Below are 17,328 nucleotides of genomic sequence, written 5' to 3'. Positions count from 1 at the left end.
TGCTTGCCCCCTTAGGCGACGAAGGCGATATACGAACGCAACGCGCCTACCCGAACGCCTGTCGCAGAGGCGCAGCCGGCAACAGCCGAAATTTGCTGCCTTGACATTCGCCGGCTCTCGACCGACTTCCTAGGCGCACCAGAGCGCGATCAGCAAAAGTGGTATCCGGTTTTGCGCCCGATCGCGCTCTGAATTTTTGAGTCTGCCGGAGACCACACGATGCCAGAACCCCGACGATCGACGATCGATGCCGGAGAAGTGGAGCGTTTTTCCGCTCTTGCCGCCGAATGGTGGAATCCGAACGGCAAATTCCGCCCGCTGCACAAGTTCAATCCGATCCGGCTTGCCTATATACGCGACCAGGTGGCGGCGCGCTTCGGCCGCGACCCGCGCGCGGCGCGGCCGTTCGAGGGCCTGCGCATCCTCGACATCGGCTGCGGCGGCGGGCTGTTGTGCGAGCCGATGGCGCGGCTTGGCGCCGAAGTGGTCGGCGCCGACGCATCCGCCACCAACATCGAAGTGGCCAGGCTGCATGCGGCGGAGGTCGGCGTGACGGTGGATTACCGTGCCACGACAGCAGAGGACCTGGCTGACGCCGGTGAGAAATTCGACGTCATCCTCAACATGGAAGTGGTCGAGCATGTTGCCGACATCGACCTGTTCGTGGCCAAATGCGGCGAGATGCTCAAGCCCGGCGGCATCATGGTCGTCGCCACCATCAACCGCACGCTGAAGGCGCTCGGTCTGGCCATTATCGGCGCCGAATATGTGCTGCGCTGGTTGCCGCGCGGCACCCACCAGTTCGGCAAGCTGGTGCGGCCAGACGAGTTGGAAAAGGCGCTTGCCGGCGCTGGCCTGACCATCATCGACCGCACCGGCGTCACCTACAATCCGCTCGCCGACCGCTGGCAGCGTTCGAAGGACATGGACGTCAACTACATGGTTCTGGCAGAGAAGGCACCCGCCTGAACTTTCTCACGACGCCTTTTCACGCCGCCACCTTCTCACCCGTCTGACTTTGCGCTTCGGGGCGATCGGGCTTTGCGCCTTGGTGGTGATGAACACGCCGGCGACAATGATGGCAGCGCCGGCCCAGGTCAGCAATTGATAGTGCTCGCCGAGAAACATCGTCCCGGCAAACAATCCGACCGCCGCCGCGACATAGCCGATCTGGCTGAGATAGACCGGGCCGCCGACCGCCTGTAGCCGGAAGAAGAAAGCGAACATCGCCGCGGCTGATGCGACCTGCCCGACGACGACCAGCGGCACGCCGGCGAGCAGGGCGAGCGAACCGCCGCCCTGCAGCGTGAAGATGCCGCAAACAAGCAGCGCGGCCGATGCCAGATGGCTGCCGACGGCAAGCTCGATCGGTCCGGTCCCTAGCGGCCAGTCGACCGTGCGGTAGATATTGCCGGCGGCAAGGCTGACCGGAATGAGCAGCCCCGCCGCCACCCAGAAAAATTCGGCCGGCTGGCCGGCCTCGCCACGCGTCACCGCCACCATGACCGCACCAACGAAGCCTACGACAATGCCGACGATACCAAGCAGATTGGGGCGCCGGACGCCGAGCAGGATCGAAAACACCAGTGTGACCACCGGCGACAGCGTGAACATGATACCGGTATAGCCGGCACCGAGATGCGGAATGGCCGAGAACATCAACAGATTGGGGAAGGCGTAGGACACCGCCGCGGTGACGAAGAAATACCGCAGCCGGTGCGGGGTGAGCCGGATGCGCTGCCCGCGCAGCAGCAGGACGCACAAAAGCACACCGCCGGCGCCGAGCGAGATGACGAGCGCCCAGACCATGGCCGAAACGCCGGCTGCCGTGGCGATCTTGCCGAACGGCAGCGTCAGGCCGAGCAGGCCGCCGGTGACGAGCAAAAGACCGAGCGCTGAATCCCAGAGAAATCTCATGACGAACCTTGTTGTCTTTGCCGCTCTTGGCCAGCACTGCGACTCAAGCTAAGATAACACAAAGATACTTAACGTCAAGATATATGATGGTGAGATAGATGGATCGCGCCGCGAAAGCGATCGAGCAGTGGAAACGGGAACGGCCGGACCTGGATGTCTCGCCGATGGCCGTGCTCGGACGGTTGAACGAAGCCTCGTCGCTGATAGCGCGAGAACGCCTCGCTCCGCTGTTTGCCCGTTTCGGACTGCAATCCGGGGAATTCGACGTGTTGGCGACGCTGCGCCGTTCCGGATCACCTTACGCGCTGACGCCAACCGCCCTCTATGAGGCGACGATGGTGACGTCGGGCGCCATGACCAACCGGCTCGACCGGCTTGAGAAATCCGGATTGATCATGCGTGGACCGCATCCCAACGACCGGCGCGGGGTTGTCGTGCAACTGACCGAGAAAGGTCTCGCATTGGTCGATGAGGCGGTCGCCGCTCACGTCGCCAACGAACACGAGATACTTTCCGGCCTGACGCGCGCCGAACAGGACACACTTGCTCGCCTGCTTGAGAAATTGATCGGCAGCGTAACCTAGTCAGTCAGTTGCGGTCGTCGGGGAAACTTGGGATCGGCATGAATTCGACGCCGTCCTCGGCCAGACTCTTGGCCTCCTCCAGCGTCGCCTCGCCATAGATGCCGCGCGGATCGCTCTCGCCGAAATGGATCTTGCGCGCTTCCTCGGCAAACTTGTCGCCGACATAGTCGGCGTTCTCGCGCACCTTCTCGGCCATCGCCTTCAATTGCGCCAACGCCTGCTTCTGGGCCTCGCCCATGGCGAGCGCGATCTTTTCTCGGCTGCGCCCGGTGGAGACGGCCGGCGCCATCAACGCCTTCTCGACGTTGTGCGAGCCGCAGGTCGGGCAATCGACGAAGCCACGCTTCTTCTGGGTGTCGAAATCGTCGTTGCTGCGAAACCAGCCTTCGAATTCATGCTCGTGGTCACAGATCAGTGAAAAGCGAATCAAGACGCTGCACCCCTGAGACTTTGCGCCTCGACCGGATTGGCGTTCACGGCGAAGTCGCGTGAATTTTTCAGATTTGGGATTTTCTTGCGGGCAGCGACCGACTGCGCCGGGTCGATCTCGGCGACGATCACCGCCGGTTCATCATGTGCCGCTTCGGCGACGATGCGGCCCCACGGATCGACAATCAGCGAATGGCCATAGGTCTCGCGGCCGTCCTCGTGCAGTCCGCCTTGCGCCGCGGCGACGACATAGGCGCCGTTCTCGATGGCGCGCGCCCGCAGCAGCACATGCCAGTGCGCCTCGCCGGTCTGGCGGGTGAAGGCGGCGGGCACCGACAGCAGGTCGGCGCCGGCCAGCGCCTCGGCGCGGAACAGCTGCGGAAAGCGCAAATCGTAGCAGACGGCGAAACCCAGCTTCGCGCCATCGATCCCGGCGCCGCTGATCTCGGTGACGACGGCCTCGGTGCCGGGCTCGTAAGCGGCGGATTCGCGCCAGCTCTCGCCATTGTCGAGATCGACGTCGAACATGTGGATCTTGTCGTAGGTGGCAATGGAGGCGCCATCCGGCCCGAACAGAAGCGCGCGGTTGGCGAGCTTGCCGTCAGCGCGCAGGATGGCGGTCGAGCCGATATGCAGGAAGACGCCAAGGTCTTTCGCCAGCTTTCGCGCGGTCGAGACGATGATGTCCTTGTCCTCGGACGTGAAGGCGGCGGCCCGCGCCTGGCTGTCGCGGACCAGCGCACCGGTCATTTCCGGTGACTGGATATAGGTCGCACCCTGGCCCGCGGCCTCGCGCACCAGCCGCTCCAGATCGACCGCGTTGCGCTCGGGGCTGGTCCCCGAACGCATCTGGATCGCCGCCGCCTTGAAAGCACCCATCGTCATGTCCTCAATTCGTCGAGCCATTGGCGAGCAGACGGTCCAGCCGGCCCTCCGCCTCCAGTTCGTGGAGATCGTCACAGCCGCCGACATGCGTATCGCCGATGAATATCTGCGGAAAGGTCGAGCGGCCATTCGCGCGGGAAATCATTTCCCGGCGCAGTTCCGGCGAGAAGGAGGCGTCATGCTCGGTGTAGGCGACACCCTTGCGCTCGAGCAGCCGCTTGGCCGCCACGCAATAGCCGCACATCATCCGTGTATAGATCGTCACGTCGACCATCGGTCAGCAATCCTGCCTTTTCCCAATCTATATAGTCGCGGACTCGTCAGCCCGAAAGTCCCCCGGCAGCACGCGCGCAAAGGTCAGCACGTCGACCGTCCCGGCACCGCCCTTCTTCAGCGCCTTGGCGACGGCGCGGACAGTGGCGCCGGTGGTATAGACATCGTCGATCAGGAGCACCCGGCGGCCGGCGATCTCGATCTCGGCCTCCTCCGGCACTCTGAAGGCGGCACGCACATTCTCCTCGCGTTCCCGCCGCTCCAGCCCGACCTGCTGGCGGGTGAGTTTGACGCGCCTGACCGCGGAGGGCGCAAAAGGCAGCCCGCCAAGCTGCGATACCGCCCTTGCCAGTTCCGCCGACTGGTTGAACTGACGCCTGAAAAAGCGCCGCCAGTGCAGCGGCACCGGCACGACCACATCGGCTTCCGCGATCAGTTCGGCACCGGCGCGCAGCATCCAGCGCGCCATCCACGGCGCCAGATCAGTGCGATCCCGGTATTTCAGCCCTTGCACCATCTGGCGGGCGACACCTGAGTAAGCGACCGCGGCCCGTGCCCGCTCGAAGGGCGGCGGGTCGGCGATCGCCTCGGCCGACAGGAACCCCTCGCCCATGTGATGGGTGAACGGCGTGCCCATCACCGGGCACCATGGCCGCTCCAGAAGCCTGAGTTTCGGCCAGCAGGCGCCGCACAGCACGCCGGGCTGCGAGACATGCCGTCGGCAACCGGCGCAAACCGGCGGAAACAGGATGCGCGCCGGCCAGTCCAACGCCTTTCGAGCGACACTCTTGATATCCGGCATTGGATCGGCCACGTGGTTCTTTCTCCGCCACCCTATATCAGAGTGCGGAAACCAGGAACTGTCAGTTGCAACCTATAGTCGACACCTCTCTCTGGCTGGCGCACAAGCGCCGGGCGCTCGCCAGCCCGGCTGCCGGCGCGGACTTCCTGATGCGGCGGGCGGCCGAGGAGCTCGCCGAGCGGCTGGGCGCAGTGGAACGCCAATTCGACAGGGCGGCCGTCCTGTTTTGCCAGACGCCGGCGGCGGTCGACGTGCTCGCGACAAGCGGCAAGGTGGCGGACATCGTGCGCGTCGAGGCGGATGCGGCGTTCCTGGGCGAGGGAGCGGGGGGCGACGGAGCGGGGGGCGATGCCGCTGGACTGGTGGCACCGTTGGAGACCGTGCCGTTCGAGCCGGAAAGCCTCGACCTCGCGGTGTCGCTTTTGTCGCTTCAGGCAATGAACGACATTCCCGGCATGCTGGTGCAGATCCGCCGCGCACTGAAGCCGGACGGTCTTTTCCTAGGCGCTTTTGCCGGCGCCGGCACGCTTTCCGAGCTGCGCGAATGCCTGCTCGCCGCCGAGACCGAGCTTTATGGCGGCGCCAGCCCGCGCGTCATCCCGTTCACCGACGTGCGCGACGCCGGCGCGCTTTTGCAACGCGCCGGTCTGGCCTTGCCCGTCGCCGACGTCGAGACGGTGACGGTGCGCTACGATTCCCTGTTCGGCCTGATGGCAGACCTGCGGGCGATGGGCGAGACCAGCGCGCTCATCGACCGCAGCAGGCGACCGGCCACACGAAAGCTGTTTGCCCGCGCGGCCGAAATCTATGCCGAACGATTTTCGGATGCCGATGGCCGCGTCAGGGCGAGTTTTCCGATCGTCTGGATGTCAGGCTGGGCGCCCGACGCCTCGCAGCAAAAACCGCTGAAGCCGGGCTCGGCAAAACTGTCGCTGAAGACAATCCTGGAAAATCCCGGCCGGCGCTGACCGGTTTATTATGGACGCGGCTGGTCGGTTACTGCGCGAAAGCCTTCACAAGCTTGCTGGCATTGTCGCTGAACAGCCACGTGATTGCGTCGGCGACGTTGCCGACGCCGCCTACGATGGTAAGCGACAGCACGGCCACGATCAGCCCATATTCGACAGCCGTCGCGCCGGTCTTGTCTTCCCAAAATCGTTGCAGCAATGTTTTCATGGCCGTCGATCCCGCTTGCCGGAACCTAGCGCGGACCTGTTAAGAAAGGTTAATGACACAGGCTTAACAGGCGATGAAAGCACCGCTTTGGCCGGTGTCAGCAGTCGCCGCTGCGCTGGCCATTGTCGCGTATCACGCAGATCGAAGTGGGCAGCGGCTGCAGCACGCTCCTGCGCAGGGTGTAGGTATCACGACGGCCGGTCGAGCCCGTGCTTCCAATCGAACCCGTGCTTTCAACCGACCCTGTGCTCATCCTGTCGAGGCCGCCGGCAAAATCGTCGCGGGCTGATCGCGTCCGGTTGTCGAGCAAGGGCGTGGCGATCAGGGCCAGCGCCACCGCGGCCGAGCCGAACAAAAGCGTGATCCGCAATATTCCCATGCCGGCAGCCCTAAAGCTGCGGTCGGGTCGGATCGAATCCCAGTCCCTGTCGAGGCTCATGCAACCGCCCTCCGGCGAAGGCCTGGACACGACCTTCCTTCGATTTCTGCCGTCATTTTTTCACGGCCAGATAAATCTTCCATTAACGTTGTCTAGGTCTCGGAGGGCAAAATCACAGAAGATCGATGAGGAACTGGATCAGCGGCGCGTCGGCCGGCGGCATCGGAAAATCGCGCATCTGGCGCGGCCGCACCCATTTCAGCACCTGTCCCTCCTTCGGCTGCGCGATGCCGCGGAAGCGACGGCAGACGAACAGCGGCATCAGCAGGTGAAAATCATCGTAGGAATGGCTGGCGAAGGCGAACGGCGCCAGGCAGGGAATATCGGTTTCGATGCCGATCTCCTCGTACAATTCGCGGATGAGGCATTCTTCCGGCGTCTCGCCGGGCTCGACCTTGCCGCCCGGAAACTCCCACAGGCCGGCCAGCTGCTTGCCTTCGGGGCGCTGCGCCAGAAGCACGCGGCCGTCGGTATCGACCAGCGCGCAGGCTGCGACCAGGAGCAGGCGCTTGCCGACAGGGTGCGGGCCGGTCATGCGCCGGGCGGCCGGCGATAATGGTAGCGATAGACTTCGTCGAACCCGAGCGAACGATAGAGCGCCAGCGCCGGCGCGTTGTCGGCCTCGACCTGCAGCCAGGCTTCCCGGGCGCCGCGCAGCCGTGCCCATTTCAGCGCCGACAGGATGAGGTGGCGGCCATGGCCCTGGTTGCGAACCGATCTGTCGGTGGCGATCTCGAACAGCCCGGCAAGATCGCCGTCATGTACGCAGATCAGCGTCGCCAGCGGTTCGGTGCCGTCTTCGAGCGCGAACAGCCCGGCTTCCGGCTGGATGGCGCCGATGATCTCCGACAGGCCCGGCCGCAGCGACACATCCGAGCCGCTTACTTTTAGCGCCGCGCCGATGAAGCGGCTGATGTCCTTCAGCGGGATCTGGTCCATGGCGGCATCGAGCTGGGCGTCCGCCAGCGGCAGCCGCATCACCAGCGATTCGTCGAATGTGCTCCAGCCCTCGCTGTCGAGATGTTTGGCAAGGATCGGCCCCGACAGCGGCGATATGCGGAAGGTCAGCGGCCGGCCATAGGCGTCGAAACGGCGGCTGGCGCGGCCGATGCGATCGGCAATGTGCTGGATGTCGCCCGGATCGAGCGGGTTGACCGAATTCAGCCGCTTGGCCGGATGGCCCGCCGTCAGCCGCACCACCCAGGTGCCGTCATAATGCACGGCCGCCGCCGGCCAGGCGCGAAAGCCGGCCGCCTCGTAGCGGCGCACGATGGCAAGCACGCTTGCCGGATGTCTGGAAACCAACGCCATCAACTCCGATAATCGCCGTTGATGGCGACATACTCCTTGGTGAGGTCGCAAGTCCACACCGTCGCCTTGCCGCGGCCGATGCCGATATCGGCACGGATGCGGATCTCGTCGCGCTTCATGTAGGCCGACGTCGCCTCCTCGGAGTAGGCGGCGTCGCGCTCGCCCTGATGCGCCAGCCTGATGTCGCCGAACCAGATCGACAGCAGGTCGCGGTCGGCCGGTTCGCCGGCCTTGCCGACGGCCATGACGACGCGGCCCCAATTGGCGTCTTCGCCGGCGACCGCAGTCTTGACCAGCGGCGAATTGGCGATCGACAGCGCGATGCGCTTGGCCGAGCGGGCCGATTTTGCGCCGGTGACGATGACCTCGACCTGTTTTCGCGCGCCCTCGCCATCGCGCACCACTTGCAGTGCCAGCGCTTTCAGCACCTTGCCGAGCGCGCGGCGGAAGGCGCCGAGGCGCGCATCGCCGGCATTCGTGATATCAGGCGCGCCGCGCCGGGCGGCCGTGCCGGTGGCGAACATCAGCAGCGTGTCGCTGGTCGAGGTGTCGCTGTCGACGGTGACCGCATTGAAGGTCTTGGCGGTGCCGCGCGACAAAAGATCCTGCAGCACGGGGGCTGCGATCGGCGCGTCGGTGGCGATGAAGGAGAGCATCGTCGCCATGTCGGGCGCGATCATGCCGGCGCCCTTGGCAATGCCGTTGATGGTGACGTCGGCGTCGCCGAGTTTTACCGTCGCGGTCGCCAGTTTCGGATAGGTGTCGGTGGTCATGATCGCCTTGGCGGCTTCGGTCCACAGGTCCGGCCTGCCGTCCCTCACCAGTCCGGCGAGCAGATGGCCGAACTTGCCGGCATCGAGCGGCTCGCCGATGACGCCGGTCGAGGCCAGAAACACCTCGTCCGGCGTGCAGCCCGCAGCCTTGGCCGCAGCTTCGCCGGTCATTGCCGTGGAGGCTCGGCCCTTGCTGCCGGTGAAGGCATTGGCATTGCCGGAATTGACGACCAGGACGCGCGCCTTGCCGGCGCTTAGATTCTGCCGGCAGAAATCGACCGGCGCCGACGGGCATTTCGACTTGGTGAACACGCCGGCGACCGTGGTGCCGGCATCGAAGACCATGGTCAGCAGGTCGGTGCGGTTCTTGTACTTTATCCCGGCCTCGGCTGTGGCGATGCGGACGCCTTCGATGTCAGGCATGTTGGGATATTTCTTCGGCGCGAGCGGCGAAATCGTGGCTGACATGAAGACCTCGGGCGGGAAAAACGCAACGGGAACGCCGGTTTGCCCGATAGCGGGCGCCGGCGCAAGGGCGTTTGACGGTTGGGCACATACCCTTTCTCATCGAAACGAAACGTGCAGTTGTGCGAAACGGATCGTTTCGTTTCGTCGAGAGAGCGTGTACGATCTGCCGACGAAAAGCATCGAAGGAGAACAGGATGGGGCTGGATCGGGGGCGCAGGTCGATCGGCGCGCGGCGCAACCCCGACAGCGCCGACGCCATTCTCGACGCCGCCGAGGCAGTTCTGGTCGAGGCCGGTTATTCCGGCTTCTCGATCGAAGCGGTGGCGCGGCGGGCGCGTGCGGGAAAGCCGACAATCTATCGCTGGTGGCCGAGCAAGGCCGTCTTGCTGTTCGACGTCTATCAGCGGCTAAAGCGCGTCGATTATCCCGATACTGGGAACCTTGAGGACGATCTCGTCGGCTTCCTCAAAAGCCTGTTCTCGCACTGGCGCGAAACATCGTCAGGCAGCATCTTCAGATCGCTGATCGCCGAGGCGCAGTCGGACGCGACCGTGGCCGCCGTGCTTGCCGAATACACCAAAGGACGCCATGCCCATTCCGGCCAGATGATCGAACGCGCCAAGGCAAGAGGCGAAGTCGCGGCCGACGTCGATTCCACGCTCGTCGCCGACCTGGTCGCCTCGTTTGCCTGGACGCATCTTTTGACCAATCGCCTCGACGAAGACGAAACGACGCTGCGCAAGGCGGTTGGCTATCTGTTGAAGGGCATAGAAGCTGACGATGCCGGCTCGGTCGACGCCGCGGCTGTCCGGCGGAGGCGTCGACGTGTCATCGGTCGCACCGCCCGGTAGAGCGGCAGGGTGGCGGGGCAACACCCTGGCGTGGTGCAGACCACCAGAGGAACAATTGTCGGAGGCTGCGACGCCAACAATTTTGCAGAGGCGATTGCCCTCGCCTACTTGGTGTTTTCCAGCGCGTCGACCGTCTTCTTCAGCTTCTCGTCCGGGATCTCGACCTTGGCCTGGGCGCGCAGCGACTTGACCAGCGCGATGTATTTGTCGCGGATGACTGCCTGGCGGGCCTGATCCTTGACCTGGTCGAAGGCCGGCGGCTGCTTGGCGCGCTTGTCCTCGACCTGGATGACGTGCCAGCCGAACTGCGACTGCACCGGCTGCTCGGTGTACTTGCCGACCGCCAGCGCGAACACCGCCTTGTCGAATTCCGGCACCATCTGACCGGGTCCGAACCAGCCGAGATCGCCGCCGCTGGTCTTGCCGCTCGGATCGCTGGTGTGCTCGTTGGCGAGTTTCTGGAAATCGGCGCCGCCATCGAGCTGCTTGATGATCGCATCGGCCTCGTCCTTCGTCTTCACGAGGATGTGACGGGCATGGACCTCGTTGGCCGGCGGCGTGTTGGCGATTTCCTGGTCGTAGCGGGCGCGAACCTCGGCATCGGTGATCTTGCCGACGACATCCTTCTCGACCATTTCGCCATGCAGGGCGCGCTGCTGCAGGAACGCCATGCGGCGCTGGAAGTCGGGATCCTTGTCGAGGCCGGTGGTGACCGCCTGGGCGGCCATGACCTTGATTTCGATCGCTGCCGAAAGGGCTGCGGCGCGGCGCTGTTCGGGCGGCATCTGCGCGAACTGCTGCGACAGCTCGCCTTCGGCAAGCGCAAGGTCGGCCTCGGTCAGCGACTGGCCGTTGATCGTGGCGACCACGGCGTTCGGATCGACCGGCGCGGCCGGCTGGGCGGGTGCGCCCGGCTGGGCGGGGGCTGGTTGGGCGGGCGCGGTGTCCTGCGCCATCGCTGGCGACAGCGACAGCGCCGTCAGCCCGAATGCCAGGCCAAGGCTGGCGAGCGACGCGCGGCGGAACAATAAGGACATACAATTAACTCCAATGGGGGATAGCTAGGGCGGGATGGCTTCCAGACCAGCCGGATTGTGGCGGAATTTGGCACGGTCGTCAGGGCCAGCGCGCCGTTGACATCGATTGAGCCCCCTCTTATCTGTCCAACGACTTTGCGTCCAGAACCGTTTTCCGGGCGCTTTTTGCGTTTGTCCGCGTTTCACGTGGATTTGATGGGGCCGGCCGGCACCCGTCGCAACGACTTGGAATGCTATCGAAAGGACCATTGAATGGTCAGTTTTGGCGGTCTCGCCCGTAAGGTTTTCGGCTCCTCCAATGATCGCCGGGTCAAGTCGACCCGACCGCGCGTCGAAGCGATCAACGCCATGGAAAACGAGATGCGGGCGCTCTCCGACGCCGAACTGACAGCCCGCACGGAAAAATTCCGCCAGGACGTCGCCAACGGCGCCAGTCTCGACGATCTCCTGGTGCCGGCCTTCGCCACCGTGCGCGAGGCGGCGCGCCGCGTGCTCGGCATGCGCCCGTTCGACGTGCAGCTGATCGGCGGCATGGTGCTGCATAATGGCGGCATCGCCGAGATGCGCACCGGCGAGGGCAAGACGCTGGTCGCCACCCTGCCCGTCTATCTCAACGCGCTCGCCGGCAAAGGCGTCCATGTCGTCACCGTCAACGACTATCTTGCCACACGCGACTCCGAATGGATGGGCCGCGTCTACAAATTCCTCGGCCTTACGGTCGGCGTCATCGTGCATGGCCTGTCCGACGAGGAACGCCATGCCGCCTACGCCGCCGACGTCACCTACGCCACCAACAACGAGCTCGGCTTCGACTATCTGCGCGACAATATGAAATACGAGCGCGCCCAGATGGTGCAGCGCGGCCACAGCTACGCGATCGTCGACGAGGTCGATTCCATCCTCGTCGACGAGGCGCGCACGCCGCTGATCATTTCCGGTCCGCTCGAGGACCGCTCGGAAATGTACAACACCATCGACGCCTTCATGCTGAAGCTCGAGCCGGCCGACTATGAGATCGACGAGAAGCAGAAGACCTCGATCTTTACCGAGGATGGCACCGAGAAGCTGGAAAACCTTTTGCGCGACGCCGGCCTGCTCAAGGGCGAGTCGCTCTACGACGTCGAGAACGTCGCCATCGTCCACCACGTCAACAATGCGCTCAAGGCGCACCAGCTGTTCCAGAAGGACAAGGACTACATCGTGCGCAACGGCGAGATCGTCATCATCGACGAATTCACCGGCCGCATGATGCCGGGCCGCCGCTATTCGGAAGGCCTGCACCAGGCGCTCGAGGCCAAGGAGCATGTGGCGATCCAGCCGGAGAACCAGACGCTCGCCTCCGTCACCTTCCAGAACTATTTCCGCCTCTACAAGAAGCTCGCCGGCATGACCGGCACGGCGCTGACCGAGGCCGAGGAATTCGCCAACATCTACAATCTCGACGTCACCGAGATCCCGACCAATCTGCCGGTCATCCGTATTGACGAGGACGACGAGGTCTACCGGACCGTCGAGGAGAAGTACAAGGCGATCGTCAGGGAGATCAAGGAAGCCCGCGAAAAAGGCCAGCCTACCTTGGTCGGCACCACCTCGATCGAGAAATCGGAGCTGCTGGCCGCACGCCTGCGCAAGGAAGGTTTTGCCGATTTCGAGGTGCTGAACGCCCGCCACCATGAGCGTGAGGCGGCGATCGTCGCCCAGGCGGGTAAACCCGGCGCCATTACCATTGCCACCAACATGGCCGGCCGCGGCACCGACATCCAGCTCGGCGGCAATGCCGACATGCGCATCGCCGAGGAGCTTGGCGACATGCCGGCCGGCCCCGAGCGCGACGCCAGGGAAAAGGCAATCCGCGACGACGTCGCCCGGCTGAAGGAGAAGGCGCTCGCCGCCGGCGGCCTCTACGTGCTCGCCACCGAACGCCATGAATCGCGCCGCATCGACAACCAGTTGCGCGGCCGCTCAGGCCGCCAGGGCGATCCCGGGCGCTCGAAATTCTTCCTGTCGCTGCAGGACGATCTGATGCGCATCTTCGGCTCCGAGCGCATGGACGGCATGCTGCAGAAGCTTGGCCTCAAGGAAGACGAGGCGATCATCCACCCCTGGATCAACAAAGCGCTGGAAAAGGCGCAGAAGAAGGTCGAGGCGCGCAACTTCGACATCCGCAAGAACCTGCTGAAATATGACGACGTCTCGAACGACCAGCGCAAGGTGGTGTTCGAGCAGCGCCTCGAGCTGATGGACGGTGAAGGCCTGTCCGAGACCATCGCCGAAATGCGCGAGGGCGTCATCGAGGAGGTCGTCGCCAAGGCTATTCCCGAAAACGCCTATGCCGAGCAGTGGAACGTCGCCGGCCTCAAGGCCGAGGTCGCCGAATTCCTCAATCTGGACTTGCCCATCGAGGACTGGGTCAAGGAAGAGGGCATTGCCGAGGACGACATCCGCGAGCGCATCAGCCAGGCCGCCGAGACCGCTGCCAAGGAGCGTGCAGAGCGCTTCGGCCCCGACGTGATGGCCTATGTCGAGCGCTCCGTGGTGCTGCAGACGCTCGACCATCTGTGGCGCGAGCACATCGTCAACCTCGACCACCTGCGCTCGGTCGTCGGCTTCCGCGGCTACGCCCAGCGCGATCCGCTGCAGGAATACAAGGGCGAGGCGTTCGAGCTGTTCCAGGCGATGCTGGGCAATCTGCGCCAGGCCGTCACCGCGCAATTGATGCGCGTCGAGCTGGTCCGCCAGGCCGCCGAAGCGCCGCCGCCCGAGGCGCCCGACATGTTCGGCAGTCATCTTGACGGCACCACCGGCGAGGACGATTTTGACGGCGGCGAGACCGGCCTTCTGGTCCGCCAGGAGACCCACGCCACCGTCGCCCCCGAGAACCGCGACCCGCAAAACCCCGCCACCTGGGGCAAGGTCGGCCGCAACGAGGCCTGCCCGTGCGGGTCAGGGAAAAAGTACAAGCATTGCCACGGGGCGTTCGCGTAAGCACCCACTTCCCTTCTCCCCTTTCACGGGGGTGAGAAGTGGTCCGCGAAGCGGACGGAAAGCCTATTGCTTGGCTTTCCGAACGACGAACGCCCGTAGCGACAGCGAAGGGCCTAGGTGCCCGAAGGGCGGATGAGGGGCGACGCCAACGCCCACGATTAGCCAATCTCCCCACCGGTGGGGGGATGGCCGGCTGGCGAGAGGGGGCGCTGTCCCGCCGACATCAGACAGACGAATTTTGTATCTCGCCCGTCAGGTTCTTTGGCACGCCCTGAACGTGGCGAAGGCCCACCCAACCGTTTCTTAATGTGTTTTGACTACACCCAGACCCGAAAAGAAGCCGAAAACGGAGTGTGATCAGGGTGCGCTTTTCCGCGGCGACGACAGCCGGGCGGTTCCTGCCGCAGCGCCTTGCGCTGCGCGCAAAGCCGCTGCTTGGCCGCATCGACGCCGTGCTGTTCACCGCCGACGAGCGCGGCGAAGCCAGCCGCATGTCGCTGATCGCCTTTTCCATCCGCATCGTCAGCGCCGTCATCGCTTTTGTCAGCCAGGTGCTGATGGCGCGCTGGATGGGCTCGTTCGAGTATGGCATTTTTGTCCTTGTCTGGGTGACGATGGTCATCGTCGGCAACCTCGCCTGCCTCGGCTTCCACACCTCGGTCATCCGCTTCATTCCCGAATATCGCGAGCGCAACATGCTGGCCGAACTGCGCGGCATCGTGCTGACCAGCCGCCTGTTCGTGCTGGTCGCCTCGACGGCGATCGCCGGGCTGGGCGCGCTCGGCGTCTGGCTGCTCTCGCCGTTTATCGAGAATTACTATGTCGTGCCGTTCATCCTCGGCCTCATCTGCATGCCGATGATCGCCATGTCCGATCTGCTGCAGGGGCTGGCGCGGGCCAACTCGTGGGCGCTGTTTGCGCTGGCGCCGACTTACCTGGTGCGGCCGGTGCTGATCCTGGCGCTGATGGCGCTGATGCTTCTGGTCGGCTTTGCGCCCGATGCCAGGACGGCGATTTTCGCCTCGATCGCCGCTGCCTATGCCACCACGCTCGGCCAACTCATCGGCATCACTGCGCGCATCGGCAAAAAAATCCCGGCCGGGCCGAGGAAGCTGCATTTCGCGCAATGGTTCCTCGTGTCGCTGCCGATCTTCCTGGTCGAAGGCTTCTTCTTCCTGCTCACCAATGCCGACGTGCTGATGGTCGGCGCCTATATGAATCCCAACGACGTCGCCGTCTATTTCGCCACGGTCAAGACGCTGGCGCTGGTGCATTTCGTCTATTTTGCGGTCAAGGCGGGCGTTGCCCAGCGCTACGCGCAATTCACCCATGGCGAGCCGGAAAAGCTCGCCGCCTTCGCCCGCGAAACGGTGTCGTGGACGTTCTGGCCATCGCTGTTGATGGCGTTGCTGGTGCTGGTGCTGGGCGAGCCGATGCTGAGCTTGTTCGGGCCTGAATTCGTTGCCGGCTACCCGCTGTTGTTCCTGCTGGTCTTCGGCGTCGTCGCCCGCGCCGCCGTCGGCCCCTGCGAAAGCCTGCTCACCATGAGCGGCAACCAGAATATCTGCGCCGCCGTCTACGCCATGACGCTGGCCCTCAACATCGGCCTAAATCTGGTGCTGATCCCGCTTTTCGGCCTGTGGGGCGCGGCGATGGCCACCGCCTTCGCGATGATCTTCGAGGCCGGCGCGCTGTCCTTCACGGTCTGGCGCAGGCTCGGCATCGTCATGGTCATTTTCGTAGCCGCCAAAGGAGCCGCGTGATGGCTGCCATCCCGTTGCTCGAGGAAACCAGCGGCGGCCCGGCCGGCGCCTTGGTGTCGGGCCTCGCCGGGCTCGCCCGCGAAGCCGATCCCGCCCATATCGAATTGTTGGCGAACGGCCGGCCCCAGCGCAAACTGGCTATTTACGCCGCCTCCGCCGGCTTCGACCTGGTCGAGGAACTCGACTATCTCTGCGCCCGCACCATCGAGCCCAACGTGTTCTTCAACCCGCGCTTCCTGGCACCCGCCATGCCGCGGCTGGAAGACCGCGAGGTGCGGCTGGCGGTCATCCGCGACGGCGACGAATACCGCAACCGGCTGCGCTTGCTGGTGCCGTTCTCGGTGGAGCGGCCGGCGACGCCGCTCGGCGTGCGGGTGATGCGCACATGGTCGAGCCCGTTCGGACCGATCGGCACGCCGCTGGTCGACCGTGACGATCCCGTCGGCGTCATCGAGGATTTCTTCGCGATGCTGTCGCGGCCGCATCTCAAGCTGCCAAAAGTCTTCGTGCTGCCCGACATCCGGCTCGACGGCCCGGTGGCCAGCCTGCTGGCCACCGTCGCCGAGACGCGTGGCCTGACGCTGGTCACCACCGGCAAGGCCGAACGCCCGATGCTCGAAAGCGAGATCGACGGCGATGAGTATCTGAAGGCCTCGCTGCGCTCGCACCATTATCGCGAGTTCCGCCGTCTAAAACGCCGCCTCGCCGACCTGGGCAGGCTGGAGCATCAGGTGGCGCGCGGACCGGAAAACATCCGCCACGCCATCGAGCGTTTTTTGACGCTCGAGGCCGCCGGCTGGAAAGGCCGCGAGCGCACCGCCATGGCCATCGACCGCTACCGCGCCGCCTTTGCCCGCGAGGCCGTGCACCGGCTGGCCGAACGGGACCTGTGCCGCATCCATTCACTGACGCTCGATGACCGCACCATTGCTTGCCTGGTCGTCTTCGTCGAGGCCGGCGTCGCCTACACCTGGAAGACTGCCTATGACGAGACGCTCGCCGCCTATTCGCCGGGCACGCTGCTGATGATCGAGGTGACCAGGCAGCATCTCGACGATCCCAACATCATGATGACCGATTCCTGCGCCGTGCCCGACCATCCGGTGATGAGCCGGCTATGGACGGAGCGCCGGCCGATCGGCACGCTGGTCCTCGGCCTGACGCCGGACGCCGACCGCCTCGCCCGCCAGGCGGCGTCGCAGATCCACCTCTACCGCGAAACCCGCAACATGGCGCGCCTGCTGCGCAACCGGGTGAAGAGCTTGCTGGGACGGCGGTAGGGCGGGCCGTGCTGCTATGTGAGAGTGCTGCTGCGGTACAGGACCTTTAATGCCGAGGGACAGCGCCCCCCTCTGTCCTGCCGGACATCTCCCCCACAAGGAGGGAGATTGGCAGGTTCAACGCTCTGCTCGCTCCTGCGACGCCGGTGATTCGCGAAGCCAGTGGTGACGGCCGATCTCCCCACAAGTGGGGGAGATGTCCGGCAGGACAGAGGGGGGCGCGAAGGATCGCTACGGAGCGCTTTTATTCTGAGCCGCTGCATTCCTCGGCTGAGGTAACGGCATGATGGGGTGGACGGCGCCCGACGGCATCGGATGTGCCAGAGTGAGGTCGTCAGATCTCAAACAAGGGAGC

18 protein-coding genes are annotated in these 17,328 nt (G+C 64.7%); 7 read left to right on the top strand and 11 right to left on the bottom strand.

Translation table 11 applies throughout. From position 1 onward, the window contains the following. Nucleotides 1–219: 219 nt before the first annotated feature. Complete coding sequence (ubiG, locus tag AC0L2R_RS32345) at nt 220–969, top strand: bifunctional 2-polyprenyl-6-hydroxyphenol methylase/3-demethylubiquinol 3-O-methyltransferase UbiG (protein WP_091600073.1); 750 nt, start codon at nt 220–222, stop codon at nt 967–969. 6 nt (nt 970–975) lie between these two features. On the opposite strand, the gene AC0L2R_RS32340 is transcribed toward ubiG, so the two are convergent. Next, entirely contained in the window at nt 976–1,917 is a 942-nt protein-coding gene (locus AC0L2R_RS32340; RefSeq protein ID WP_473513763.1) for a DMT family transporter, read from the bottom strand. 98 nt (nt 1,918–2,015) lie between these two features. Here AC0L2R_RS32340 and AC0L2R_RS32335 point away from each other — a divergent pair, with 98 nt between their 5' ends. After that, the gene (locus AC0L2R_RS32335; protein ID WP_091600077.1) at nt 2,016–2,501 is read left to right on the top strand and encodes a MarR family winged helix-turn-helix transcriptional regulator; all 486 of its coding nucleotides are present in this window, start codon (nt 2,016–2,018) and stop codon (nt 2,499–2,501) included. Nucleotides 2,502–2,505: 4 nt separating this feature from the next. Here the strand turns inward: AC0L2R_RS32335 and AC0L2R_RS32330 are convergent, their stop codons facing one another. The 4 genes from AC0L2R_RS32330 to AC0L2R_RS32315 are packed head-to-tail and all read right to left on the bottom strand — an operon-like array spanning nt 2,506 to nt 4,902. Further along, nucleotides 2,506–2,931, bottom strand: coding sequence for a DUF1178 family protein (locus AC0L2R_RS32330; RefSeq protein ID WP_091600079.1), 426 nt, complete (start codon nt 2,929–2,931; stop codon nt 2,506–2,508). Further along, nucleotides 2,928–3,809 carry a carbon-nitrogen hydrolase family protein gene (locus AC0L2R_RS32325; RefSeq protein WP_473513761.1) on the bottom strand — a complete coding sequence of 294 codons (882 nt, stop codon included), beginning with the start codon at nt 3,807–3,809 and terminating at the stop codon, nt 2,928–2,930. Before AC0L2R_RS32325 ends, AC0L2R_RS32330 begins: the two co-directional genes overlap by 4 nt. Nucleotides 3,810–3,819: 10 nt before the next feature. Continuing rightward, the gene (grxC, locus tag AC0L2R_RS32320) at nt 3,820–4,089 is read right to left on the bottom strand and encodes a glutaredoxin 3 (RefSeq protein WP_027153348.1); all 270 of its coding nucleotides are present in this window, start codon (nt 4,087–4,089) and stop codon (nt 3,820–3,822) included. Nucleotides 4,090–4,116: 27 nt separating this feature from the next. Next, nucleotides 4,117–4,902 (bottom strand): ComF family protein, encoded by a 786-nt coding sequence (locus AC0L2R_RS32315; protein WP_473513759.1) that lies wholly within the window; start codon nt 4,900–4,902, stop codon nt 4,117–4,119. A 53-nt stretch (nt 4,903–4,955) separates the two neighbouring features. On the opposite strand from AC0L2R_RS32315, the gene AC0L2R_RS32310 reads away from it, so the two are divergent. Beyond that, nucleotides 4,956–5,858, top strand: a complete 903-nt coding sequence (locus tag AC0L2R_RS32310; RefSeq protein WP_473513757.1) for a methyltransferase domain-containing protein — start codon at nt 4,956–4,958, stop codon at nt 5,856–5,858. A 28-nt stretch (nt 5,859–5,886) separates the two neighbouring features. Here AC0L2R_RS32310 and AC0L2R_RS32305 read toward each other — a convergent pair whose 3' ends face one another. The 5 genes from AC0L2R_RS32305 to argJ all read right to left on the bottom strand — a co-directional run bounded on the left by AC0L2R_RS32305 (nt 5,887) and on the right by argJ (nt 9,057). Further along, nucleotides 5,887–6,066, bottom strand: a complete 180-nt coding sequence (locus AC0L2R_RS32305; protein WP_473513755.1) for a Flp family type IVb pilin — start codon at nt 6,064–6,066, stop codon at nt 5,887–5,889. Nucleotides 6,067–6,163: 97 nt separating this feature from the next. Beyond that, entirely contained in the window at nt 6,164–6,505 is a 342-nt protein-coding gene (locus AC0L2R_RS32300) for a hypothetical protein (protein WP_023797289.1), read from the bottom strand. Between the two features lie 112 nt (nt 6,506–6,617). Next, nucleotides 6,618–7,040 carry a (deoxy)nucleoside triphosphate pyrophosphohydrolase gene (locus tag AC0L2R_RS32295; RefSeq protein ID WP_473513753.1) on the bottom strand — a complete coding sequence of 141 codons (423 nt, stop codon included), beginning with the start codon at nt 7,038–7,040 and terminating at the stop codon, nt 6,618–6,620. Then, nucleotides 7,037–7,816 carry a GNAT family N-acetyltransferase gene (locus tag AC0L2R_RS32290; RefSeq protein WP_208602559.1) on the bottom strand — a complete coding sequence of 260 codons (780 nt, stop codon included), beginning with the start codon at nt 7,814–7,816 and terminating at the stop codon, nt 7,037–7,039. The genes AC0L2R_RS32295 and AC0L2R_RS32290 overlap by 4 nt, the downstream gene beginning before the upstream one ends. Continuing rightward, a complete protein-coding gene (gene argJ / locus AC0L2R_RS32285) occupies nt 7,816–9,057 on the bottom strand; it encodes a bifunctional glutamate N-acetyltransferase/amino-acid acetyltransferase ArgJ (RefSeq protein WP_473513751.1) in 1,242 nt (413 codons plus the stop codon). The genes AC0L2R_RS32290 and argJ overlap by 1 nt, the downstream gene beginning before the upstream one ends. A 194-nt stretch (nt 9,058–9,251) precedes the next feature. Between argJ and AC0L2R_RS32280 the strand changes: the two genes are divergently transcribed. Further along, nucleotides 9,252–9,908 carry a TetR/AcrR family transcriptional regulator gene (locus AC0L2R_RS32280; RefSeq protein ID WP_473513749.1) on the top strand — a complete coding sequence of 219 codons (657 nt, stop codon included), beginning with the start codon at nt 9,252–9,254 and terminating at the stop codon, nt 9,906–9,908. A gap of 104 nt (nt 9,909–10,012) precedes the next feature. On the opposite strand, the gene AC0L2R_RS32275 is transcribed toward AC0L2R_RS32280, so the two are convergent. Further along, nucleotides 10,013–10,945, bottom strand: coding sequence for a peptidylprolyl isomerase (locus AC0L2R_RS32275; protein ID WP_287229558.1), 933 nt, complete (start codon nt 10,943–10,945; stop codon nt 10,013–10,015). A gap of 252 nt (nt 10,946–11,197) precedes the next feature. On the opposite strand from AC0L2R_RS32275, the gene secA reads away from it, so the two are divergent. From secA to AC0L2R_RS32260, 3 genes are all read left to right on the top strand, one after another. Continuing rightward, nucleotides 11,198–13,930: a preprotein translocase subunit SecA gene (gene secA / locus AC0L2R_RS32270; RefSeq protein WP_023797283.1), complete on the top strand. Its 2,733-nt coding sequence runs from the start codon at nt 11,198–11,200 to the stop codon at nt 13,928–13,930. A gap of 362 nt (nt 13,931–14,292) precedes the next feature. Next, nucleotides 14,293–15,693: a lipopolysaccharide biosynthesis protein gene (locus tag AC0L2R_RS32265; protein WP_473513778.1), complete on the top strand. Its 1,401-nt coding sequence runs from the start codon at nt 14,293–14,295 to the stop codon at nt 15,691–15,693. Next, the gene (locus AC0L2R_RS32260; protein ID WP_023797281.1) at nt 15,693–16,973 is read left to right on the top strand and encodes a GNAT family N-acetyltransferase; all 1,281 of its coding nucleotides are present in this window, start codon (nt 15,693–15,695) and stop codon (nt 16,971–16,973) included. The genes AC0L2R_RS32265 and AC0L2R_RS32260 overlap by 1 nt, the downstream gene beginning before the upstream one ends. Nucleotides 16,974–17,328 lie beyond the last annotated feature (355 nt).

The organism is Mesorhizobium sp. WSM4820 (assembly GCF_055811075.1).
This window is presented reverse-complemented; position numbering and strand designations above follow the sequence as displayed.